The 23,241-nt window shown below is 70.4% G+C and carries 18 protein-coding genes and 2 tRNA genes; 11 read left to right on the top strand and 9 right to left on the bottom strand.

Annotated elements, in window-relative coordinates:
* Positions 1-79 precede the first annotated feature (79 nt).
* From Sfr03f_RS25355 to rpmH, 8 genes are all read right to left on the bottom strand, one after another.
* Positions 80-1,210 (bottom strand): ParB/RepB/Spo0J family partition protein, encoded by a 1,131-nt coding sequence (locus Sfr03f_RS25355; RefSeq protein WP_108956457.1) that lies wholly within the window; start codon positions 1,208-1,210, stop codon positions 80-82.
* Positions 1,207-2,343 carry a ParA family protein gene (locus Sfr03f_RS25360; protein ID WP_245967764.1) on the bottom strand — a complete coding sequence of 379 codons (1,137 nt, stop codon included), beginning with the start codon at positions 2,341-2,343 and terminating at the stop codon, positions 1,207-1,209. Before Sfr03f_RS25360 ends, Sfr03f_RS25355 begins: the two co-directional genes overlap by 4 nt.
* A 451-nt stretch (positions 2,344-2,794) precedes the next feature.
* The gene (rsmG, locus tag Sfr03f_RS25365; RefSeq protein ID WP_108956459.1) at positions 2,795-3,514 is read right to left on the bottom strand and encodes a 16S rRNA (guanine(527)-N(7))-methyltransferase RsmG; all 720 of its coding nucleotides are present in this window, start codon (positions 3,512-3,514) and stop codon (positions 2,795-2,797) included.
* 121 nt (positions 3,515-3,635) lie between these two features.
* Positions 3,636-4,148, bottom strand: a complete 513-nt coding sequence (locus tag Sfr03f_RS25370) for a Jag family protein (protein WP_108956461.1) — start codon at positions 4,146-4,148, stop codon at positions 3,636-3,638.
* A 19-nt stretch (positions 4,149-4,167) separates the two neighbouring features.
* A complete protein-coding gene (gene yidC, locus Sfr03f_RS25375) occupies positions 4,168-5,466 on the bottom strand; it encodes a membrane protein insertase YidC (RefSeq protein ID WP_108956463.1) in 1,299 nt (432 codons plus the stop codon).
* 3 nt (positions 5,467-5,469) lie between these two features.
* Complete coding sequence (gene yidD / locus Sfr03f_RS25380; protein WP_108956464.1) at positions 5,470-5,844, bottom strand: membrane protein insertion efficiency factor YidD; 375 nt, start codon at positions 5,842-5,844, stop codon at positions 5,470-5,472.
* Entirely contained in the window at positions 5,841-6,212 is a 372-nt protein-coding gene (gene rnpA, locus Sfr03f_RS25385) for a ribonuclease P protein component (protein WP_108956466.1), read from the bottom strand. Before rnpA ends, yidD begins: the two co-directional genes overlap by 4 nt.
* A 21-nt stretch (positions 6,213-6,233) precedes the next feature.
* Complete coding sequence (rpmH, locus tag Sfr03f_RS25390; protein WP_003975051.1) at positions 6,234-6,371, bottom strand: 50S ribosomal protein L34; 138 nt, start codon at positions 6,369-6,371, stop codon at positions 6,234-6,236.
* Positions 6,372-6,880: 509 nt separating this feature from the next.
* On the opposite strand from rpmH, the gene dnaA reads away from it, so the two are divergent.
* From dnaA to Sfr03f_RS30960, 10 genes are all read left to right on the top strand, one after another.
* Positions 6,881-8,998, top strand: coding sequence for a chromosomal replication initiator protein DnaA (gene dnaA, locus Sfr03f_RS25395; protein WP_108956468.1), 2,118 nt, complete (start codon positions 6,881-6,883; stop codon positions 8,996-8,998).
* Positions 8,999-10,036: 1,038 nt separating this feature from the next.
* Positions 10,037-11,167: a DNA polymerase III subunit beta gene (gene dnaN, locus Sfr03f_RS25405; RefSeq protein WP_108956472.1), complete on the top strand. Its 1,131-nt coding sequence runs from the start codon at positions 10,037-10,039 to the stop codon at positions 11,165-11,167.
* Between the two features lie 163 nt (positions 11,168-11,330).
* Positions 11,331-12,284 (top strand): phosphogluconate dehydrogenase (NAD(+)-dependent, decarboxylating), encoded by a 954-nt coding sequence (gene gnd / locus Sfr03f_RS25410; RefSeq protein WP_108956647.1) that lies wholly within the window; start codon positions 11,331-11,333, stop codon positions 12,282-12,284.
* 99 nt (positions 12,285-12,383) lie between these two features.
* The gene (gene recF / locus Sfr03f_RS25415) at positions 12,384-13,505 is read left to right on the top strand and encodes a DNA replication/repair protein RecF (protein WP_108956474.1); all 1,122 of its coding nucleotides are present in this window, start codon (positions 12,384-12,386) and stop codon (positions 13,503-13,505) included.
* A gap of 104 nt (positions 13,506-13,609) precedes the next feature.
* Positions 13,610-14,098, top strand: coding sequence for a DciA family protein (locus Sfr03f_RS25420; RefSeq protein WP_245967766.1), 489 nt, complete (start codon positions 13,610-13,612; stop codon positions 14,096-14,098).
* 643 nt (positions 14,099-14,741) lie between these two features.
* A complete protein-coding gene (gene gyrB / locus Sfr03f_RS25425) occupies positions 14,742-16,805 on the top strand; it encodes a DNA topoisomerase (ATP-hydrolyzing) subunit B (protein WP_108956478.1) in 2,064 nt (687 codons plus the stop codon).
* Between the two features lie 66 nt (positions 16,806-16,871).
* A complete protein-coding gene (gene gyrA, locus Sfr03f_RS25430; RefSeq protein WP_108956479.1) occupies positions 16,872-19,556 on the top strand; it encodes a DNA gyrase subunit A in 2,685 nt (894 codons plus the stop codon).
* Positions 19,557-19,576: 20 nt separating this feature from the next.
* On the top strand, positions 19,577-20,311 hold the full coding sequence (locus Sfr03f_RS25435) for a DUF3566 domain-containing protein (RefSeq protein WP_108956481.1): 735 nt from the start codon (positions 19,577-19,579) through the stop codon (positions 20,309-20,311).
* 111 nt (positions 20,312-20,422) lie between these two features.
* Positions 20,423-20,499 (top strand) — tRNA-Ile (locus Sfr03f_RS25440).
* Between the two features lie 1,593 nt (positions 20,500-22,092).
* Positions 22,093-22,221 (top strand): DLW-39 family protein, encoded by a 129-nt coding sequence (locus Sfr03f_RS30960; protein ID WP_007824483.1) that lies wholly within the window; start codon positions 22,093-22,095, stop codon positions 22,219-22,221.
* Positions 22,222-22,314: 93 nt separating this feature from the next.
* On the opposite strand, the gene Sfr03f_RS25455 is transcribed toward Sfr03f_RS30960, so the two are convergent.
* A complete protein-coding gene (locus Sfr03f_RS25455; RefSeq protein ID WP_108956485.1) occupies positions 22,315-22,869 on the bottom strand; it encodes a helix-turn-helix domain-containing protein in 555 nt (184 codons plus the stop codon).
* A gap of 197 nt (positions 22,870-23,066) precedes the next feature.
* Between Sfr03f_RS25455 and Sfr03f_RS25460 the strand changes: the two genes are divergently transcribed.
* Positions 23,067-23,139, top strand: a tRNA-Ala gene (locus Sfr03f_RS25460).
* Positions 23,140-23,241: the final 102 nt, after the last annotated feature.

Below are 23,241 nucleotides of genomic sequence, written 5' to 3' on the forward strand. Positions count from 1 at the left end.
CCACAAAGCAAAGCGCGGGTCGTGTCCGGAACTAGCCGAACATGACCCGCGCGCTGCCATCAGTGGGAGCGGCCGCCGCCTACTCGCTCCTGTCGCCGACCAGCCCGTCTTCCTCGGCCTGGGGCGCCGAGATGTCCTGCAGCATGGGCGCCTCGTCGGGTGCCAGTGTCGCCAGGATGCGCTCCAGGTCCTCCACGGAGGCGAACTCGACCGTGATCTTGCCCTTGGTCTTCCCCAGGTCGACCTTGACCCGGGTCTCGAAGCGGTCCGACAGACGGGTGGCCAGTTCGGAGAGAGCCGGCGACACCTTGGAACCGGCACGCGGCCCCTTGGCCCGGGCGGGCTTCTCCGGGCCGGTGCCCATCAGCTGGACGATCTCCTCGACGGCACGGACCGACAGCCCCTCGGCGACGATCCGCTTGGCCATCCGGTCCTGCTCCTCCGCGTCCTCGATGGAGAGGAGCGCACGGGCATGACCGGCCGAGAGCACACCGGCCGCCACCCGCCGCTGCACGGCAGTAGACAGCTTCAGCAGTCGCAGCGTGTTGGACACCTGGGGCCGGGACCGGCCGATCCGGTCCGCCAGCTGGTCATGGGTGCACTCGAAGTCCTTGAGGAGCTGGTCGTAGGCGAAGGCCTCCTCCAGCGGGTTCAGCTGCGCACGGTGAAGGTTCTCCAGCAGGGCGTCGAGGAGGAGCTTCTCGTCCTCGGTCCCCCGGACGATCGCGGGGATCGCCTCCAGGCCGGCCTTGCGGCTGGCCCGCAGACGGCGCTCGCCCATGATGAGCTCATAGCGCCCCGGCCCCGTCTGCCGGACCACCACCGGCTGCAGCAGGCCGACTTCCTTGATGGAGGTGACCAGCTCCGCCAGTGCGTCCTCGTCGAACTCCTTGCGGGGCTGCCGTGGGTTGGGGGTGATGGCGTCCAGCGGAAGTTCGGCGAAGTACGCGCCCACCGGGGGAGCCGGCAGGTCGGTGGCCGTACCCGCAGGTCGGTCCTCCTCGCGGAGCGCCGACGGCAGGGACGCCAGCTTGGCCGCAGGGACGCCACGCTCTCCCACGGAGCCCGGGACGGTCGGCGCCGTCTGGGTCACCGTGCCCGCAGAGGCCGGAGCGGCCGTCCCGGGTCCACCGACCGGCCTGTCCCCCGTCGGCGCCGCAGGGATCAGTGCGCCCAGCCCGCGGCCCAGCCCTCTGCGTCGTTCACTCACTGGATCCCCTCCACCATGCTCTGTCCGCTCATCATCTGACCGTCCGCGACCTGAGCGCCCTGCGGTTGCCCACCGGACAGCTGCCCCGCCGCAGCACCCGTGTGGGCCTGCGAGCCGTCGTAACGGATGCCCACGCCCCGGAGGGCGAGTTCCCGGGCCGCCTCCAAGTAGGAGAGGGCACCACTCGAACCTGGATCGTAAGTCAGAACCGTCTGCCCGTAGCTGGGGGCCTCGGAGATGCGCACCGACCGCGGGATGCTGGTCCGCAACACCTCCTCGCCGAAGTGGCTACGGACCTCTTCGGCGACCTGGGACGCCAGCCGCGTCCGGCCGTCGTACATGGTCAGCAGGATCGTCGAGACGTGCAGATGCGGGTTCAGGTGGCCCCGGATCAACTCGACGTTCCGCAGTAGCTGCCCGAGACCTTCCAGCGCGTAGTACTCGCACTGGATCGGAATCAGCACCTCTGCGCCGGCGACCATCGCATTGACGGTCAGCAGGCCCAAGGACGGCGGGCAATCGATGAGGACGTAGTCCAGCGGCTGCTCGTAGGCCTGGAGGGCACGCTGCAGCCGGCTCTCACGAGCCACCAGAGAGACCAGTTCGATCTCGGCGCCGGCAAGGTCGATCGTGGCGGGCGCGCAGAAGAGCCCTTCGACGTCCGGGACCGGCTGCACCACTTCGGAGAGAGGGCGGCTGTCCACCAGGACGTCATAGATCGAGGGGACCTCGGCGTGGTGGTCGATCCCCAGCGCGGTCGAAGCGTTGCCCTGGGGATCGAGGTCGACCACCAGGACACGGTTGCCGTGCAGCGCCAACGAGGCAGCGACGTTGACCGTCGTAGTGGTCTTGCCGACGCCGCCCTTCTGATTGGCGACCACGATGATCCGGGTCTGCTCCGGACGGGGCAGACCTTCCCCGGCAGCGCGGCCCATGGCGTCCACTGCCTGCTGGCTTGTGTGTCCCATGGGGGTGTCGTCCATGGGGGGCGGCGTTTCACGTGAAACATCGTCCCCCTGCGACTCGGTGCGGGGACCGGGGACCGGATCGGTCATCGGTCCCGCGATGTTGGCGTCGGACCGCAAGGATTCACTCTCCTCGACTTCAGGCTCTCTATACACAGAGCGTCCCATGCCTTTGGGGGTGCGAACCAGTGAGGCCGGTCGTTCTGTGGAGAAATCGGCCTCTGTGGACAACTTGTCGCCCCGGGCAGGTGAACCACTGGAGGGCTTCCGAAGGGGGGTGGCCGGTTTGCGGTCGCGCGGTTCGGCGGCGGCGTGGTTGCGGCCGATGACGCCTTGCAGGAGTGAGCGACGTTTCACGTGAAACAACGATGCCGAGGTGGGGGCCGACGGGCTCTCCGACACTCCGGGCGACAGAAACGTGGGACCGGGGTGAACCGTGGTGGAGTACCGCCCGAAGACCCGGCGGGATGAACGCGGCTTCGCAGCTCAGTCACTGTGGGCGGGAAGGTCGCGGCGGGCGGGGAGCGGACGCCATGGGCGGGAAGTCGCGGGGGGCGGTAGCGGACGCTGCGGGAGGGTCGTTGTGGGCGGGAGCGGACGCTCCCGCCCACAACGGGTGTCAGCGTCGGCGTCGGGACGCGCGGGCCGGACGGGCAGCCTTGGCGCGCTTGGCGGCGAACCGGACGCCTCCCGGGCTTTCGCCGACCTTTACCTGCACCACGGTCGACAGGGGATCCACCACGCCGTCGCCGACCTGGAGGACGTCGGTCTCGACGGCTCCCAGCTTGCTGAGTGCAGAGGCCGCGGCCTTCAGCTCCTCCTCGGCGGTGTCGCCCTTCAGCGCCAGCATCTCGCCGTAGGGCCGCAGCAGCGGGATGCCCCAGGTCGCCAGACGGTCCAGCGGCGCCACGGCCCGCGCGGTGACCACATGGACCGGAGGCAGCTTCCCGAGGACCTCCTCGGCACGGCCACGCACCACCGTCACGTGGTCCAGTCCGAGCAGCTCCACCACCTCGGTGAGGAAGTTGGTGCGCCGCAGCAGCGGTTCGAGCAGCGTGATCTTCAGGTCACCACGGACCAGGGCCAGTGGAATGCCCGGGAGCCCGGCGCCGGAGCCGACGTCGCACACGGTCACGCCCTCGGGCACGGCCTCGGAGAGCACCGCGCAGTTCAGCAGGTGTCGCTCCCAGAGCCGGGGGACCTCCCGCGGGCCGATGAGCCCGCGCTGCACACCGGCGTCCGCCAGCAGCTCGGCGTACCGCACCGCGTCGTCGAAACGATCGCCGAACACTTCACGCGCCTGCTCGGGCGCAGGGGGAAGCTCTGCTGCCTCCGTCACGAGGACCGTCCTTCCGTACCGCAAAAAAGCGCACTGAGCGCTGACCACCAGAACTACCAGGCTGACAAGGTCACGGCCCCGTCTGCTGAACAGACGGGGCCGTGGGACGTACGCGTGCCGATCAGGCCGGCAGTACGACGACGAAGCGCTGCGGCTCCTCGCCCTCGGACTCACTCCGCAGACCCGCGGCCTTGACCGCGTCGTGCACGACCTTGCGCTCGAACGGCGACATCGGGCGCAGCCGCACCGGCTCACCACTGCTGCGAGCGTCGGCCGCGGCCTGGGCGCCGATCTCGGAGAGCTCCTCACGCTTGCGGGCCCGGAAGCCGGCGATGTCCAGCATCAGGCGGCTTCGGTCACCGGTCTCCCGGTGCACGGCAAGGCGGGTGAGCTCCTGGAGGGCCTCGAGCACCTCACCGTCACGGCCGACCAGCTTCTGCAGGTCGCGGCCGTCCGAGTCGCTGATGATCGACACGGACGCCCGGTCGGCCTCGACGTCCATGTCGATGTCACCGTCGAGGTCGGCGATGTCCAGCAGACCTTCCAGGTAGTCCGCCGCGATCTCACCCTCCTGCTCCAGGCGGGTCAAGGCGTCCGCGCCGTCGGCCGCGGAGGGGATGGTGCCTTCCGTCACGGGATGGGCTCCTTCTTGCTTACTTCTTGGACGAGGACTTGGAGCGCTGGGGACCCTTGCGGCCCGACTGGGCCCGGCTGCGGCCGTTGCCGGCCCCGCCGGCCCTGGTGGCACCACCCTGGGGCTTGGCGCCCTGCGGCTTGGTGTCCTGGGGCTCAGGGCTCGGGTGGCCGCCCTCGGCGGCTTCCGCCTCGTCCTCGGCGGCGTCGGCGGCCGCCTTGACGGCGGCCTGGCGCTGGGCCTTGGTCTGGCGCTTCGGCTGCTGGCGCTTGGCGGTCCCGCCCGGAGTGGCCCCGGGGCCGTCGACGGCCTGGTCGGCGGCGAGCTTCTCGCTCTTCACCACGGTGCCGTCGGGCTGGGCGGCGAAGCCCATCTTGTTGAGACCGTTGATGAACTTCCGCTCGGCGGGGTTGCGGTCACGGCCCTTGGCGACGATGGCCTTGACGATGGCGCGACGCCCACGGCCGCGGATGGATCCGCTGTGCTCGATCTTCTTGGCGAGACGCTCGAGGTAGGAGGCCTGGGCCGTGGAACCCGGGGTCGGGTTGTTGTGGATCACGTACATCTGCTGGCCCATGGTCCACACGTTGGTGGTCAGCCAGTAGACGAGGACACCGACCGGGAAGTTGATGCCGAAGACCGCGAAGATGACCGGGAAGACGTACATCAGCATCTTCTGCTGCTGCATGAACGGCGTCTTCACCGAGGTGTCGACGTTCTTCGTCATCAGCTGGCGCTGCGTGAAGAACTGCGACAGCGACATCAGGACGATCATGATGACCGTCACGATGCGGACGTCGGTGACGTTGGCCGACAGCGGGGCGAGGTCGCTGGCGGTGTCGGTGAACTTGGCCGCGAGAGGGGCGCCGAAGATGTGCGCTTCACGAGCGCTGTCGACCAGGCCCTGGTTGAGGACGCCGATCTCCTTGCCCTGCGCGATGGAGTTCAGGACGTGGTACAGCGCGAAGAAGAACGGCGACTGCGCCAGGATGGGAAGGCACGAGGAGAGCGGGTTGGTACCCGACTCCTTGTACAGCTTCATCATCTCTTCGGACTGGCGCTGCTTGTCGTTCTTGTAGCGCTCCTGGATCTTCTTCATCTCGGGCTGCAGCGTCTGCATGGCCCGGGTCGCCTTGATCTGCTTCACGAAGAGCGGGATCAGGGCGATGCGGATCAGGATCACCAGGGACACGATCGACAGGCCCCAGGCCCAGCCGCTGGACTCACCGAAGACGGCGCCGTACAGCGAGTGGAACTGGACGATGATCCAGGAAACCGGTGTGGTGATGAAGCTGAAGAAGCTGGCAATCGTGTCCACTAATCATGCTCCTTGGGCATGGGACGGGGTCTCTGCGGCCGGGTTCGGGGGAAGGTCGGGCCGGCTGCCCGTCTCTCCACGCTCCACGGTGGCGGAATCGGCGGAGGTCCCGCCCTTGCGTGCGTGCCAGAAGGCCCGCAGCATCTCGTGCCAGCGCGGACGTTTCCGCTCGGGCACATGGTCCACGCCGCCGAGCGACCACGGGTTGCAGCGCAGGATGCGCCACGCGGTGAGCGCCGATCCCTTGATCGCACCGTGCCGGTCGATGGCCTGGTAGCCGTAGTGGGAGCACGACGGGTAGTACTTGCACACCGGCCCGAGCAGCGGACTGATCGTCCACTGGTAGAGCTTGATCAGAGCCAGCAGCGGGTACTTCATCGCGCGCCCCCTCCCAGCAGCCGCTGGAGGGCGGCGTCCAGGTCTCGGGCCAGTTCTTCGTTGGCCGCGCCGCCCGCGGGGGGCAGCGCTCGTACGACTACCAGGCTACCGGGGGGCAGCTGAGCGACCCGCTCGCGCATGAGGTGACGAAGACGACGCTTCACCTTGTTGCGCACCACTGCTCCACCCACGGCTTTGCTCACGACGAAACCCGCACGCGGCTGGGAAACGCTCTCCCCAGGCGCGTGCGGGTCCGTGGCACCGCTACGAAAGTGGACGACGAGGGACGGGCGGCCTGCCCGGCGCCCTCGTCGTACAGCGGTCGCGAAGTCCTCGCGCCGCCTCAGCCGGTTGTCGGTGGGCAGCACGACGTCATGACCTGACCGGAATCAGGCGGACAGACGGGCGCGACCCTTGCTGCGGCGGGTCGCCAGGATCGCGCGACCGGCACGGGTCCGCATACGCAGCCGGAAGCCGTGGGTCTTCGCGCGACGACGGTTGTTCGGCTGGAAGGTGCGCTTGCTCACTCGGGGGCTCCAGAAATGAATCGGTGGGTGGCGGGGTGTCGTGTGGCTGTCACCGTGCGCCCACGAGTAGCTCGCTTACGCCCGAGTGCACCGCTTCTCGATCACTGGTGCGTGATCTTTGCCCATCGGAGGCAGGCGGCAGCAGCCATCGACAACTCGACCTGGTTACGGTACGCGCGGCTGCGCCATGCGGTCAAACCCGACGGTCGTGTGACACCGGCAGCCTACCTCGTGTCCGCAGTTCACCAGGGGTGCGACAGAGGTTTCGGGGGCGACCGGAAGGGGCGCCCTCGCTCTCGATTTCCGGCCCGACGTGGGGCGGCGGCACACTGTCCACAGGCTGGGGACAACGACTTGATGCACAGCCGTTGCCCTGACTACCGTGGGTGGACTCCCGATTCGTTCGGTTCCCCCCGGCCCCGACTGATTCGTTACCTGCCGTCCGCCGGACGGTCGACCGATCGTCCCGCGCACCACACCGACGTGGGACCTGTGAGAGAGCGTGCACTGTGGCTGACGTACCCGCCGATCTTGCCGCAGTGTGGCCCCGGGTGCTGGACGGGCTCCTCGGCGAGGGTCGTGGGCAGGGAGTGGAGGCCAAGGACGAGAGGTGGCTGCGCAGCTGCCAGCCGCTGGCCCTGGTCGCCGACACGGCGCTCCTCGCGGTCCCCAACGAGTTCGCCAAGACGGTGCTGGAGGGCCGGCTCGCCCCGGTGGTCAGCGACACGCTGAGCCGTGAGTGCGGGCGCCCCATCCGTATCGCCATCACCGTCGACACCTCCATGGGTGAGCCGCCGGCTCCGTCCGCCTCGCCGTCGGGCGGCGGTCAGGACGAGCTCGAGGGGCCCGCGGCCGCGCCGTCGCGCGAGCCGGCGCCGGATTCCCGGCAGGAGCAGCTGCCCACCGCGCGTCCGGCCTACCCGGACCACCAGCGGCCCGAGCCCGGGGCGTGGCCCCGTCCGGGGCAGCAGGACTTCGGCTGGCAGCAGCAGCCGCTCGGCTTCCCGGAGCGCGACCCGTACGCCACGCCTTCCTCCTCCCAGGAGTACGGCGGCCAGGAGTACGGCACCCAGGACTACGGGCGGCACCGCGCCCCCTACGGCCGGTCCGGCGACTACGACCGTCAGGACTACTCCCGCCCCGAGTACGAACGGCGTGACCACGACCGCCGCGACTACGAGCGGGGCGAGTACGACCGTTCCCCCGCCGAGCGCCCCGAGTACGACCGGAACGACTACGAGCGACCCGAGCGGCCGGAGCGCTCCGAGCGGCCCGAGTACGAGCGCCCCGAGCGCAAGGACTTCGACCGCCCCGATTACGGCCGGCCCGGGTACGAGCGTTCCCCCGACCCCCGTGGCGACCGGGGTGACCACGCCGACCGGGACCCCCGGCAGGACCGCCAGGACCGCGGTGACTACGAGCGTCCGCAGCGCGGCGACGGCGGCTACGAGCGGCCCGGCTTCGACCGGGGCGGCTACGACAGCTATGCGCCGGCGCCCTCCTCCGTCTCCTCCCCCTCCCCGGGCTCCTCCCCTTCTTCTCCGGGCGGCCCCGGCACGGGCGGCGGGACGGGGACCCCGGGTGTGGGCGAGCCCGCGGCGCGCCTGAACCCCAAGTACCTCTTCGAGACGTTCGTCATCGGCGCCTCGAACCGCTTCGCGCACGCCGCCGCGGTGGCCGTCGCCGAGGCGCCCGCCAAGGCGTACAACCCCCTGTTCATCTACGGGGAGTCCGGGCTCGGCAAGACCCATCTGCTGCACGCCATCGGGCATTACGCGCGGAGCCTCTACCCGGGCACCCGGGTGCGGTACGTGAGCTCGGAGGAGTTCACCAACGAGTTCATCAACTCGATCCGTGACGGCAAGGGCGACAGCTTCCGCAAGCGCTACCGGGAGATGGACATCCTGCTGGTCGACGACATCCAGTTCCTCGCGGACAAGGAGTCGACGCAGGAGGAGTTCTTCCACACCTTCAACACCCTGCACAACGCGAACAAGCAGATCGTGCTCTCCAGCGACCGGCCGCCCAAGCAGCTGGTGACGCTCGAGGACCGGCTGCGCAACCGGTTCGAGTGGGGCCTGATCACCGACGTCCAGCCTCCCGAGCTGGAGACCCGGATCGCGATCCTCCGCAAGAAGGCGGTGCAGGAGCAGCTGAACGCTCCGCCGGAGGTGCTGGAGTTCATCGCCTCGCGGATCTCGCGGAACATCCGTGAGCTGGAGGGCGCGCTGATCCGGGTGACGGCGTTCGCCTCGCTCAACCGGCAGCCGGTGGACCTGGGGCTCACCGAGATCGTCCTCAAGGACCTGATCCCCGGCGGTGAGGACTCGGCGCCGGAGATCACCGCCTCGGCCATCATGGCGGCCACCGCCGACTACTTCGGGCTGACCGTCGAGGACCTGTGCGGCACCTCCCGTGGCCGTGCGCTGGTGACGGCGCGGCAGATCGCCATGTACCTGTGCCGTGAGCTCACGGACCTGTCGCTGCCGAAGATCGGCGCGCAGTTCGGCGGCCGCGACCACACGACGGTGATGCACGCCGACCGGAAGATCCGGGCCCTGATGGCCGAGCGGCGCTCCATCTACAACCAGGTCACCGAGCTCACCAACCGCATCAAGAACGGCTGACTCGGTCCGGGCCGCCGGCAAGCAAGGGCAGGTGGCGGCCCGGACCGCGGTCAGCCTGCCCGCACCCGCACCCGCACCCGCACCCGCACCCGCACCCGCACCCGCACCCGCGGTCAGCCTGCCCCAGCCCACCCCGCCCACGTCGCCCCGCCCCGAAGGCGTGCAGAGCGCCCCGGAGTTCGTCTCCGGGGCGCTTTTCGTCGTCCCGGGAGGCCCACCGGCCGTCTTCGACGCCGCCGTCGGCACGGGAACACCCGACTACTCCGTTCGAGCGGAGCCGGGGTTACGGTCTTCCTCCACAGATTCGGTGACTTTCTGGCGTCCACAGCCTGGGGAGGCCGAAGTTGTCCAGAATGTGTCCACAGGTAACCCCGGTGACCGGCCATCAGAACAGGTCAGCGCCATGTGGATTCGTGGACGAAGAGTTTCCACAGCCTGTGGACAGTTCCGTGGCCCACAGGAGCCCGATGCAGTTGTCCACCGGCCACCCACAGGTTGTGGCTCGTTGTCCCCAGCGAACCGGCGGTTCTCCACATCACTGTCCACTGTTCGACAACGTCAGGGGCCGGATCACTGCCCTGAGTGAAGCGCGTCACATCAGGCGGCGGGAGTGGGGTGTGGGAAACCTGGGAAAAGCTGGGGACGCAGCTGGGGAGAAGTCGCCCCTCCCTGTGCATGGGCTGTGCAGAACTTTCCGCCGTCCACAGAACCACCAGGTTGTCCACCGGCTCCACCCACAGGCCCGGTGGATAAAAAACAGGCGCTGACCTGCGAAAACGGGGTTATCCACGGTATCCACAGCCCCTACTACTACTCCCAACTTGAGAGAGCCGGGAATTCGTTTCGAAGTGGGTCCTGTGCACAACTCGGCTCGGGCGGCCCTGACGGGCCTCGGTGCGACTTGACCCGAGCGGCAACAGCTGTCAGCGGGATGCGTCAGACTGGTCCCCGGTGGTTCTCCCCTCCCGGGGAGCCGGCTACACCACCGACGAAGGCCAGCAGGGCGAGGGACGCCGGCAACAGCAGGAGGCGGCAACGGTGAAGATCCGGGTGGAACGCGACGTACTCGCGGAGGCGGTGGCCTGGGCTGCGCGCAGCCTGCCCGCCCGTCCGCCGGCCCCGGTCCTCGCGGGCCTGCTGCTAAAGGCCGAGGACGGGCAGCTGAGCCTCTCCAGCTTCGACTACGAGGTCTCGGCCCGCGTCTCGGTGGAGGCCGAGGTCGAGGAGGAGGGCACGGTGCTCGTCTCCGGCCGCCTCCTCGCGGACATCTGCCGCGCCCTCCCCAACCGCCCGGTGGAGATCTCCACCGACGGCGTGCGGGCGACGGTGGTCTGCGGCTCGTCCCGGTTCACCCTCCACACCCTGCCCGTGGAGGAGTACCCCGCGCTCCCGCAGATGCCGAACGCCACCGGCACGGTTCCCGGCGAGGTCTTCGCCGCGGCCGCCGCCCAGGTCGCGATCGCCGCGGGCCGCGACGACACCCTCCCGGTGCTCACCGGTGTGCGCATCGAGATCGAGGGCGACACGGTCACGCTGGCCTCGACCGACCGCTACCGCTTCGCGGTCCGGGAGTTCCTGTGGAAGCCGGAGAACCCGGACGCCTCCGCGGTCGCGCTGGTGCCCGCCAAGACGCTGCTGGACACCGCCAAGGCGCTGACCAGCGGTGACAGCGTCATCCTGGCGCTCTCCGGCTCCGGCAAGGGCGAGGGCCTGATCGGCTTCGAGGGTGCCGGGCGCCGCACCACCACGCGGCTGCTGGAGGGCGACCTCCCCAAGTACCGCACGCTCTTCCCGACCGAGTTCAACAGCGTGGCCACCATCGAGACGGCCCCGTTCGTCGAGGCCGTCAAGCGCGTGGCCCTGGTCGCCGAGCGGAACACCCCGGTACGGCTGACCTTCGAGCAGGGCGTGCTGATCCTGGAGGCAGGCTCCAGCGACGACGCACAGGCTGTGGAAAAGGTCGACGCCAACCTGGAGGGCGACGACATCTCGATCGCCTTCAACCCGACCTTCCTGCTGGACGGTCTGAGCGCCATCGACTCCCCGGTCGCCCAGCTGTCCTTCACCACGTCCACCAAGCCGGCGCTGCTCAGCGGCAAGCCCGCCGCGGACGCGGAGGCCGACGAGGCCTACAAGTACCTGATCATGCCGGTCCGCCTCAGCGGCTGACCCGCTGTTCCTCCGCGGTGCCAGGGGTGAGCCCCGCGCACCGCGGAGCCGTTTTCCGGACGGTTCCGCGCCCCGTGGAACCGCCCCGGACGGGTGGCGCCGCACGCGGCGTCGCCCGCCACCGGTCGAAGCACTAGGTCAAGGGGCCGCCCATCGGGTGGCGGTGCGGAGCCGGGTTTACGCTCGGACGTGGGTGCCGGAACGCGCCCACACCCCACCTCGCAACCAAAGGGAACAACTGATGGAGCTCGGTCTCATCGGCCTCGGCAAGATGGGCGGCAACATGCGCGAGCGGATCCGCCGCGCAGGCCACACCGTCGTGGGATACGACCGCAACCCGGACGTCTCGGACGTCAGCAGCCTGCGTGAGCTGGTGGACAGCCTGCAGGCGCCGCGCGTGGTGTGGGTGATGGTCCCGGCCGGCGCCGCGACGCAGTCCACCGTCGACGAGCTGGGCGAGCTGCTCGAGCCCGGTGACGTGGTGGTCGACGGCGGTAACTCGCGGTGGACGGACGACGAGAAGCACGCCGCGGAGCTGGCCGAGAAGGGCATCGGCTTCGTGGACTGCGGCGTCTCCGGCGGTGTGCACGGCCTGGCGAACGGTTACGCGCTGATGTACGGCGGCGAGCCCGAGCACGTGGCCAAGGTGCAGCCGGTGCTGGACGCGCTGAAGCCGGAGGGCGACTTCGGTTCCGTGCACGCCGGCAAGGTCGGCGCCGGTCACTTCGCGAAGATGGTCCACAACGGCATCGAGTACGCCATGATGCAGGCCTACGCCGAGGGCTGGGAGCTGCTGGAGGCCGTCGACTCCGTCACCGACGTCCGGGAGATCTTCCGCTCCTGGCGCGAGGGCACCGTCATCCGCTCCTGGCTCCTGGACCTGGCCGTCAACGCCCTCGACGAGGACGAGCACCTGGACAAGCTCCGCGGCTTCGCCCAGGACTCCGGCGAGGGCCGCTGGACGGTCGAGGCGGCCATCGACAACGCCGTCCCGCTGCCCGCCATCACCGCCTCCCTCTTCGCCCGCTTCGCCTCCCGCCAGGAGGACTCCCCGCAGATGAAGATGATCGCCGCCCTGCGCAACCAGTTCGGCGGCCACGCGGTCACGCAGAAGTAACCGGCGGCCGCACGAGAAGCACGACGGGGCCCCGCCCGCAGCGGGGCATGGCCCCGGCACCGCCTAGCAGTTCCACGCCGGGGAGGTCGGCGCCCGTCCATGCATGTCACGCATCTCTCGCTGGCCGACTTCCGCTCGTACGCCCGGGCCGAGGTCGCTCTCGGCCCGGGCGTCACGGCGTTCGTGGGTCCCAACGGGCAGGGCAAGACGAACCTGGTCGAGGCGGTCGGCTACCTGGCGACGCTGGGCAGCCACCGGGTCTCCTCGGACGCCCCGCTGGTGCGGATGGGCGCCGAGCGGGCGATCGTGCGGGCCCAGGTGCGGCAGGGCGACCGGCAGCAGCTGGTCGAGCTGGAGCTGAACCCGGGCCGTGCCAACAGGGCCCGCATCAACCGGTCCTCGCAGGTCAGGCCCCGTGACGTGCTGGGGATCCTGCGCACGGTGCTGTTCGCGCCCGAGGATCTCGCGCTGGTCAAGGGCGACCCCGGGGAGCGGCGGCGGTTCCTGGACGAGCTGGTCACCGCGCGCTCCCCGCGGATGGCGGGCGTCCGCTCCGACTACGAGCGGGTGCTGAAGCAGCGCAACACCCTGCTGAAGTCGGCCGCGCTGGCCCGCCGCCACGGCGGGCGCAACATGGACATGTCGACGCTGGACATCTGGGACCAGCACCTGGCCCAGGTCGGCGCCGAGCTGCTGGCGCAGCGGCTGGACCTGATCGCCGTGCTGCAGCCGCTGGCCGACAAGGCGTACGAGCAGCTGGCGCCCGGCGGGGGCCCGGTCGCCCTCGAGTACAAGGCGTCCGCCCCGGGCGAGGGGCACACCCGCGAGGAGCTGTACCCGCAGCTGCTCGCGGCGCTGGAGGGCGTCCGCAAGCAGGAGATCGAGCGCGGCGTGACGCTGGCCGGACCGCACCGGGACGACCTCGTGCTGCGGCTGGGCCGGCTGCCGGCGAAGGGGTACGCGTCGCACGGGGAGTCCTGGTCGTACGCGCTGGCGCTGCGGCTGGCCTCGTACGAGCTGCTGCGGGCGGAGGGCAACGAGCCGGTGCTGATCCTGGACGACGTCTTCGCCGAACTGGACGCGCGGCGGCGGGACCGGCTGGCGGAGCTGGTGGCTCCGGCGGAGCAGGTGATGGTGACGGCGGCGGTGGACGAGGACGTGCCGTCCGCGTTGACCGGGGCGCGGTTCCGGGTCGCCGAGGGGACGGTGGAGCGGGCGTGACGACGGGTGCGGGCACGGGAGGAACCGGCGGGACCGGGGGGTCCGGCGCGGGCGCGGCGGCCGCCGGTGGCGGCGGGGCCGCGGGCGCCGGGCAGCCGTCCGGGGTGGACCTCGCCCGGGTGGCGCTGCGGGCCGCCCGGGAGCAGGCGCGCGCCCGGGGCGAGGCGACGCGGCAGACCAAGGGCGCGGGCGCGGGGCGGCGGGGAGCGCGGTCCGGTTCCCGGGGCGACGGCCGCGATCCGATGGCGCTGGGCGCGGCGATCAACCGGCTGGTGACCGAGCGGGGCTGGGAACGGCCGGCGGCGGTCGGCGGGGTCATGGGGCGGTGGCCGCAGATCGTCGGCGACGACGTGGCCAACCACTGTTCGCCGGAGCGGTACGACGAGGACGGGCGTGAGCTGGTCGTGCGGTGCGACTCGTCGGCGTGGGCGGCGAACCTGCGGTTGCTGGCGCCGCAGTTGGTGGCGCGGCTGAACGCGGACCTCGGGCACGGGGCGGTGCGGGTGATCAAGGTGCTGGGCCCCGCGGGGGCGGCGCGTCCCCGTTACGGTCCGCTGCGGGCGTCCGGTTCGCGCGGCTCCCACGACTGGTGACGCGTCCCTGTCCACCTGGCCAGGCCGGCGCCGTCCGCGCGTGCCTCCAGCCGCGGCACCAGCAGGTCGGCCCAGGTGGGCAGCACTGTTTCGTCCCCTGACCCGCCCCCTTCCCCGGCAGGGCTCACGTCACGTGGAGCGCGCCGTCCCGTGAGGACGTGAGGACCTGCGCCCGCCCTCCCCCAAGCTCTCGGCTCGCTCGAGCAGGGGGGGGGACCCCCCATCGCCCGAGCGGCACCACTGCCCGCAGGGAGCCGAGGCCCCGGAAGCGGAGTGGCCCCCCGCTCCGCGGTGAGGCATGCCCCGCTCGGCCCGGGAAAACAGGGCTGGAGCAGGTGTTCGGAGGGTGGGGCGCCGAAGGTGACCCGCCGGTAGCCATGGGTTGACAAGGCAAAGCGCTGAGTGCCGCTGTGAGGCTCTTGGAGCCCCGCCCCGTATATGGGGAGTCGGTCCGGTCCGGTTCAGGGCGGCACATGCGAACTGAGGTGCCCGCAACGGCCCATCAGTGTCGGCGCTAGCGGTAGACTGGAGCGCAATCCCGCCCCACTTGTGGGACACACACCGAGCAACGCTGATCCAGGTTGAAAACCGCTACATGCCGCAGCCGCTCCGGTCGTCAGGTCATCGGCCGCGAGTACGGCTTGTGCTGTGCCAGAAAGGGCGCTTCGTGGCCGATTCCGGCAACCCCAACGAGAACATCCCGTCCAACGACGCCGCCGCCGCAGGGGGCGACTCGCCTTCCTACGACGCGAGCGCCATCTCCGTGCTCGAAGGGCTGGACGCGGTCCGCAAGCGGCCCGGCATGTACATCGGCTCGACCGGTGAGCGTGGCCTGCACCACATGGTGCAGGAGGTCGTGGACAACTCCGTCGACGAGGCGCTGGCCGGCCACGCGGACACCATCGAGGTGACGATCCTCGCCGACGGCGGCGTCCGCTGCGTCGACAACGGCCGTGGCATCCCCGTCGGCATCGTGCCCGGCCAGGGGAAGCCGGCCGTCGAGGTCGTGCTCACCGTCCTGCACGCGGGCGGAAAGTTCGGAGGCGGCGGCTACGCCGTCTCCGGTGGTCTGCACGGCGTCGGCGTCTCCGTCGTCAACGCCCTGTCCACCCGGGTGTCCGTCGAGGTGAAGACCGACGGGTACGTGTGGACGCAGGACTACAAGGCGGGCGTGCCGACGGCGCCGCTGGCCCAGGGCGAGCCGACCGAGGAGACGGGCACCTCGGTCACCTTCTGGGCGGACCCGGACATCTTCGAGACCACGGAGTACTCGTTCGAGACCCTCTCCCGCCGGTTCCAGGAGATGGCGTTCCTCAACAAGGGGATCTCCATCAGCCTGACCGACGAGCGGGAGACCGCGAAGGCCACGGCCGGCGCGGACGAGGCGGGCGCGGACGACAAGCCCGAGGTCAAGACCGTCACGTACAAGTACGACGGCGGCATCGTCGACTTCGTGAAGTACCTCAACTCCCGCAAGGGCGAGATGGTCCACCCGACCGTCATCGACATCGAGGCCGAGGACAAGGAGCGTCAGCTCTCCGTCGAGGTCGCGATGCAGTGGAACAGCGGCTACAGCGAGGGCGTCTACTCCTTCGCCAACGTCATCCACACCCATGAGGGCGGTACCCACGAGGAGGGCTTCCGCGCCGCGCTGACCACGCTGATCAACAAGTACGCGCGCGACAAGAAGCTGCTCCGCGAGAAGGACGACAACCTCACGGGCGACGACATCCGCGAGGGTCTGACCGCGATCATCTCGGTCAAGCTGGGCGAGCCGCAGTTCGAGGGCCAGACCAAGACCAAGCTGGGCAACACCGAGGTCAAGACCTTCGTGCAGCGCGTGGTGCACGAGCACCTCACCGACTGGCTGGACCGCAACCCCAACGAGGCCGCGGACATCATCCGCAAGGGCATCCAGGCCGCCACGGCCCGCGTCGCCGCCCGCAAGGCGCGCGACCTGACCCGCCGCAAGGGCCTGCTGGAGTCCGCCTCGCTGCCGGGCAAGCTGGCCGACTGCCAGTCCAACGACCCGGCCAAGTGCGAGATCTTCATCGTCGAGGGCGACTCCGCCGGCGGCTCCGCCAAGTCCGGCCGGAACCCGCAGTACCAGGCGATCCTCCCGATCCGCGGCAAGATCCTCAACGTCGAGAAGGCGCGGATCGACAAGATCCTGCAGAACCAGGAGATCCAGGCGCTGATCTCCGCCTTCGGCACCGGCGTGCACGAGGACTTCGACATCTCCAAGCTCCGCTATCACAAGATCATCCTGATGGCGGACGCCGACGTCGACGGCCAGCACATCAACACGCTGCTGCTGACCTTCCTGTTCCGCTTCATGCGGCCGCTGGTGGAGGCCGGGCACGTCTTCCTCTCCCGTCCGCCGCTCTACAAGATCAAGTGGGGCCGCGACGACTTCGAGTACGCCTACTCCGACCGTGAGCGCGACGCCCTGATCGAGCTCGGCCGCGGCAACGGCAAGCGGATCAAGGACGACTCGGTGCAGCGCTTCAAGGGTCTCGGCGAGATGAACGCCGAGGAGCTGCGGATCACGACCATGGACCAGGAGCACCGGGTCCTCGGCCAGGTCACCCTCGACGACGCCGCCCAGGCCGACGACCTGTTCTCGGTCCTCATGGGCGAGGACGTCGAGGCCCGCCGCGCCTTCATCCAGCGCAACGCCAAGGACGTCCGCTTCCTCGACATCTGAGTCGGTCACTGCTGCCCCGAGCAGCCGAGCAATCGCTGACCGCACCAGGAAGGATCTTCACCAGCAATGGCCGACGAGAACACTCCCGTCACTCCCGACCCCGCCGACGACAGCGCTCCCGAGGCGGTCGCCGTCGACCCCACGGACGGGGACGACATCGCGATGCGCATCGAGCCGGTCGGGCTCGAGACGGAGATGCAGCGCTCGTACCTCGACTACGCGATGTCCGTCATCGTCTCGCGTGCGCTGCCGGACGTCCGGGACGGTCTCAAGCCCGTCCACCGGCGTGTGCTGTACGCCATGTACGACGGCGGCTACCGGCCCGAGAAGGGCTTCTACAAGTGCGCCCGCGTCGTCGGCGACGTGATGGGCAACTACCACCCGCACGGCGACTCCTCCATCTACGACGCCCTGGTGCGCCTGGCCCAGCCGTGGTCGATGCGGATGCCGCTGGTCGACTCCAACGGCAACTTCGGTTCCCCGGGCAACGACCCGGCCGCGGCCATGCGGTACACCGAGTGCAAGATGGCGCCGCTGTCCATGGAGATGGTCCGCGACATCGACGAGGAGACCGTCGACTTCACGGACAACTACGACGGCCGCTCCCAGGAGCCGACCGTCCTGCCGTCCCGCTTCCCGAACCTGCTGATCAACGGCTCGGCCGGCATCGCGGTCGGCATGGCGACCAACATCCCGCCGCACAACCTGCGCGAGGTCGCGGCCGGCGCCCAGTGGTACCTGGAGAACCCGGAGGCCTCCCAGGAGGACCTGCTGGACGCGCTGATGGAGCGCATCAAGGGCCCCGACTTCCCGACCGGCGCCCTGGTGGTGGGCCGCAAGGGCATCGAGGAGGCCTACCGGACCGGCCGCGGCTCGATCACCATGCGCGCGGTGGTCGAGGTCGAGGAGATCCAGAACCGCCAGTGCCTGGTGGTCACCGAGCTGCCCTACCAGGTCAACCCGGACAACCTGGCCCAGCGGATCGCCGACCTGGTCAAGGACGGCAAGATCGGCGGCATCGCCGACGTCCGTGACGAGACCTCCTCGCGCACCGGTCAGCGCCTGGTCATCGTGCTCAAGCGGGACGCGGTCGCCAAGGTCGTTCTCAACAACCTGTACAAGCACACCGACCTGCAGACCAACTTCGGCGCCAACATGCTGGCCCTGGTCGACGGCGTGCCGCGCACCCTCTCGCTGGACGCCTTCATCCGGCACTGGGTGACGCACCAGATCGAGGTCATCGTCCGCCGGACGCGTTTCCGGCTGCGCAAGGCCGAGGAGCGCGCCCACATCCTGCGCGGCCTGCTCAAGGCCCTGGACGCGATCGACGAGGTCATCGCCCTGATCCGCCGCAGCGACACGGTGGAGGTGGCCCGCGGTGGCCTGATGAGCCTGCTGGAGATCGACGAGATCCAGGCCAACGCGATCCTGGAGATGCAGCTCCGCCGGCTCGCCGCCCTGGAGCGCCAGAAGATCATCCAGGAGCACGACGAGCTCCAGGCGAAGATCAACGAGTACAACGAGATCCTCGCCTCGCCGGTCCGCCAGCGCGGCATCGTCAGCGAGGAACTGGCCGCGATCGTCGAGAAGTTCGGCGACGACCGCAAGAGCGAGCTGGTGCCCTACGACGGCGACATGTCCATCGAGGACCTGATCGCCGAGGAGGACATCGTCGTCACGGTCACCCGCGGCGGTTACATCAAGCGCACCAAGACGGTGGACTACCGCGCCCAGAAGCGCGGCGGCAAGGGCGTGCGGGGCACGAAGCTCAAGGAAGACGACATCGTCGACCACTTCTTCGTCTCCACCACCCACCACTGGCTGCTGTTCTTCACCACCAAGGGCCGGGTCTACCGGGTCAAGGGGTACGAGCTGCCGGACGCGGGCCGGGACGCCCGCGGCCAGCACGTGGCCAACCTGCTGGCCTTCCAGCCGGACGAGCAGATCGCCGGCATCCGCGCGATCCGCGACTACGAGGTCGCCCCGTACCTGGTGCTCGCCACCAAGAGCGGCCTGGTGAAGAAGACCTCGCTGAAGGACTACGACTCCCCGCGCTCCGGCGGCGTCATCGCGATCAACCTCCGTCAGCTGGAGGACGGCAGCGACGACGAGCTGATCGGCGCCGAGCTGGTCTCGCCCGACGACGACCTGCTGCTCATCAGCAGGAAGGCCCAGTCCCTGCGGTTCACCGCGACGGACGACTCGCTGCGCCCGATGGGCCGCGCGACCTCCGGCGTGAAGGGCATGAGCTTCCGCGAGGGCGACGAGCTGCTCTCGATGAACGTCGTGCGACCGGGTACGTTCGTGTTCACCGCGACGGACGGCGGATACGCGAAGCGCACCGCCGTCGACGAATACCGGGTTCAGGGTCGTGGCGGTCTGGGCATCAAGGCTGCCAAGATCGTCGAGGACCGCGGGTCGCTCGTCGGCGCGCTGGTGGTGGAGGAGAGCGACGAGATCCTCGCCATCACGCAGGCCGGCGGCGTGATCCGCACCCGGGTGAGCGAGGTCAGGGAAACCGGCCGTGACACCATGGGCGTCCAGCTGATCAACCTGGGCAAGCGTGACGCGGTGGTCGGCATCGCGCGCAACGCCGAGGCGGGCCGCGAGGCGGAGGAGGTCGACGGCGACATCGTCGTCGACGAGGCCGCCGGGACCATGGAGAGCACCGGATCCACGGTGTTCGACGCTACGGACGCCGAGACCGGGACGACCGGCACGGACGAGGGTGAGTCGCCCTCGGCCGAGTAGGCACGAGGAGTGAGACGAGCGTGAACGGAGCCACGGGCGCCGGACCGACCGGTGGGGAGACCGACGGCGGCGGCCGTGGCTCCTTCGCGCAGCAGCAGGCCCAGGCCCCGTCGCAGAAGGCGGCGGAGTCCTATCAGACCCATGGATCCCAGGGGGGAACCGTGACCCAGCCCACCCAGCCCTACGAGCAGCCCGGCCAGGCCCAGGCGCAGGGGCGTCCCGAGGTGACGCCGCTGCCGACGTCGCCGCTGCCCGGGGAGCGGCAGGGGCAGCAGGGCTCCGTCGGCCCGTACCACCCGCCGCACGCCTACGAGGCGGACGCGGTGTCGGCCCCTCCGGCCGGCGCGGTGCGCAGGCCGCGCACCGGTGCCAAGCCGGTGCCGCGGACCCGCAAGGCGCGGCTGCGGGTCGCGAAGACCGACCCGTGGTCGGTGATGAAGGTCAGCTTCCTGCTGTCGATCGCCCTGGGCATCTGCACGGTGGTCGCGGCGGCGGTGCTGTGGCTGGTCATGGACACGATGGGCGTCTTCGCCACGGTCGGCGGGACCATCGCGGAGGCCACGGGCTCCGAGGGGTCCAACGGCTTCGACCTGCAGGGCTTCCTGTCGCTGCCGAACGTGCTGATGTTCACCGCGGTGATCGCGGTGGTCGACGTGGTGCTGATGACGGCGCTGGCGACGCTGGGCGCCTTCATCTACAACCTCTCCGCCGGCTTCGTCGGCGGCGTCGAGCTGACGCTCGCCGAGGACGAGTAGGGCCTCCGGGAGATCGGGCGCTCCGGGCTGCGGATACCGATTTTGGGAGTTCGCATGTCGTGCGCTAATCTTCAGGAGTCAGCGCGCGGGACACACACCGCACAGCGCGGCGGGGCTATAGCTCAGTTGGTTAGAGCGCATCCCTGATAAGGATGAGGCCACAGGTTCAAATCCTGTTAGCCCCACCAGCACGAAGACCCCCGGTCCACTTGGGCCGGGGGTCTTCTGCGATTCCGGGGCGTGCCGATGTCGACGGGTGGCACAGCGGCGGGCGGGCACGGGGAAACGCCGCCGGCCCGCCTGGTGAGGGCGGGCTCGAGACGGCGTGATGCGGGGGCGCCACCGCGACGCGGGTGACGTCCGGGACGTGGGTGACGTCCGGGACGTGGGTGACGTCCGGGACGTGGGTGACGCGCGGGACGTGGGTGACGCGCGGGACCTGCGGGGGCGTGACAGGCGCTGACCGGGGACGTGTGGGGCGGGCCGGTGGTGTGGCGGGGTCTCTCGCGGCTCGGCGCGGCCGTGGGCGGTGACTGGGGGCGATCGGGCCGGGGGAGGCCGCGGAGTGCCTGGAGCGGGCCTGCGGGGCCTGTGCGGAGGGCGGCCGTGCGGGTGGGGTGACGGTGCCGGTGTGGTGGACCGGTGGTGCGGGTGGTGGGCGCCAGGTCGGTCCCGTGGCACGGGCGTTGCCCGACGAGCGAGCGGTGGCCGCGGCTGAGTGAGCTGGGCGGGCGGTGCGGGCGGTAGGTGCTCAGCGATCCGCGTGGGCGGTGCGTGCGCGGGCCGTGCCACGCTGGACGAGCTGTGCGGGCTGGACGAGCTGTGCGGGCTGGACGAGCTGTGCATGCCGTGCGGGCCGTGGGGCGGTGCACCGTGCGGGCCGCAGGGCGCACCGTGCCGGCCGTGGGGTGCCGTGGGGAGGTCGCTGGGCAAAGGGCCGGGGTGGCGCGGAGGCTGGGCGGCGGTTGCGGCGCGGAGGGGGAGGTGTATGGCCGGCTCCTGCTCGAGGGGGTCGGCCGGGCGGTCGGCGGAGTCGCGGCGCGAGGCGGTGTCCGAGGCGGCTGAGGGGGCCGTGGGGAGCGCGGCGGGGACCAGCAGGCCGACGCCCGCGGTGGAGCGTGCGCGGCTGTGCGGGGAGCCGCCGTGCGCCTCCGCGAGGATGCGCTGCTTCATCGTGGGCGGGAGGGCGCGGTCCGCCGGCCAGAGCCCGCTCCGGGCGGCCTGCCGGGGGATCACCGCGGTGGCGTTCGCCCCCGCCGTGGCCCGCACTCCGGCCCGCGTCGCCTCCGCCGTGGCCGCCGCGCGGAGCGCCGCGGCGTCCGTCCGGCCGCCGTGGCCGTCGCGGCGTCCGCCGTTGCGCGCCGGCCCGCTCTGCGGTACCGCCGCCGCGGACGTCGTGGAGACCAGTCCCAGCGCCGTGAACAGCGCGAGGAACGCGGACACCAGCACCTGCCACATCTTCCTGACCTGGGTTCCGGTCATGGATGACCTCACTTTCGGGTGGGGCGATTTGCGTACTTTCCTCATGATGTGTATGCGCCTCCCGATGTGGGGGACCTTCGCCCGTGGCGCGTCGATGGTCGGATGAACACCACTCGGACGGACGCAAGGCCGGGGAGGAACCTCCCGGCGTGCGGTCGCACCGGTGCGATCACCTGGTGATCCGAAGCGCCCCGCGGGGCGGTGGGGAGCCCCACCCCTAGGTCACCGTTCGGTCTCGGCCGGTGTGTATAGTCGGGCGCCTAGAGGTCTCCTACGTCAACGAAAGACGAGGTCGCGCGGTGAAGAAGCTCCTCCTGGTCGCCCTGGCCGCCATCGGCGGTCTCCTCGTGTACCGCCAGATCCAGGCGGACCGCGCCGAGCAGGACCTGTGGACGGAGGCCACCGACTCCGTGCCCAGCGGTTCCTGAGGACGGCAGTCGCCGAAACCACGCGAAAACCCCGGCCGCCCGAAGGCGACCGGGGTTTCGTGCTGTCGGGACCGGCCTCGGCCGGCTCCGCCCTCAGCTCTGGTGGACCTGGTAGTGCGCGACCGCGTCGGCGGTGCGTCCGGCCCCGTACACCCGCAGGAACTCGGCGAGTTCGGGGTGCGTCTGCCCGATCTGCTCGGCGGCCTCGATGATGTCGCCGGCCGCGGCCAGTGAGCGCAGGAGACTCTGTATCTCCCGCACCACCCGCTTCACCGTCGGGGCGCCCACCGGCGTCGCCCCCGTCTGCTGGGTGGCCACGCTCAGCATCGAACCGCCCTGCGACTTCTTGATCTCCTCCATGCGTTCGGCCGCCTCGGCCGCGCTCACGCTGCCGTCGGCGACCTGCGCCGCCAGGTCCTGCAGCAGCCGGACCCGCTGCACCACCGCGGGATTGCCGATCTTCGCCCGCTGCCCGCTCATCAGCTGCGACAGCATCGGCGCCGACAGCCCGAGAACTCCCGCGAGCCGCGCCTGGTTGAGCCCCAGGTCGTCGATCAGCCGCCGGAAGAGCTCCCCCAGAGGCTCTCCGTACCAGTTCCGCTGCAGCTCGCGCGCCCTCGCGGTGGCTTCCTGCTGTGCGGCGTCCATGCGTCTCCCCATCGCTTCCCCATGTACAGGGTTCGCTCGAGCGAACCACGTACCGAATCTTACGGAGGGCGGACGGCGGCGGGGAGCCGCCGCCGTCGTGGTTGACCAATCCTTTTGCGGGATACGGGGGGTCACCGGGTAGTCTGGTCGTCGGCTCGCACCGGTGGTCGCACCTCCGGGGCTCATGCCGTCGTTGAGGGGCCTTAGCTCAGTTGGTAGAGCGCTGTCTTTGCATGGCAGATGTCAGGGGTTCGACTCCCCTAGGCTCCACTCGGTGTCACGCGCCTCTTCGTGCCGCGGCACCTTCTTCGAGGCCCTCCCGCGGGAGGGCCTTCGTCGTGCCTGGCCGTCCCGTTCACCTGGGCGCCGACG

The organism is Streptomyces fragilis (assembly GCF_003112515.1).
Classification (GTDB): domain Bacteria; phylum Actinomycetota; class Actinomycetes; order Streptomycetales; family Streptomycetaceae; genus Streptomyces; species Streptomyces fragilis.

Excerpts from the sequence above, each read along its gene's own strand:
- gyrA (WP_108956479.1), top strand. The coding sequence starts at position 16,872 with ATGGCCGACGAGAACACTCCCGTCACTCCCGACCCCGCCGACGACAGC.
- recF (WP_108956474.1), top strand. The coding sequence starts at position 12,384 with ATGCATGTCACGCATCTCTCGCTGGCCGACTTCCGCTCGTACGCCCGG.
- Sfr03f_RS25455 (WP_108956485.1), bottom strand. The coding sequence starts at position 22,869 with ATGGACGCCGCACAGCAGGAAGCCACCGCGAGGGCGCGCGAGCTGCAG.
- yidD (WP_108956464.1), bottom strand. The coding sequence starts at position 5,844 with ATGAAGTACCCGCTGCTGGCTCTGATCAAGCTCTACCAGTGGACGATC.
- Sfr03f_RS25360 (WP_245967764.1), bottom strand. The coding sequence starts at position 2,343 with ATGGGACGCTCTGTGTATAGAGAGCCTGAAGTCGAGGAGAGTGAATCC.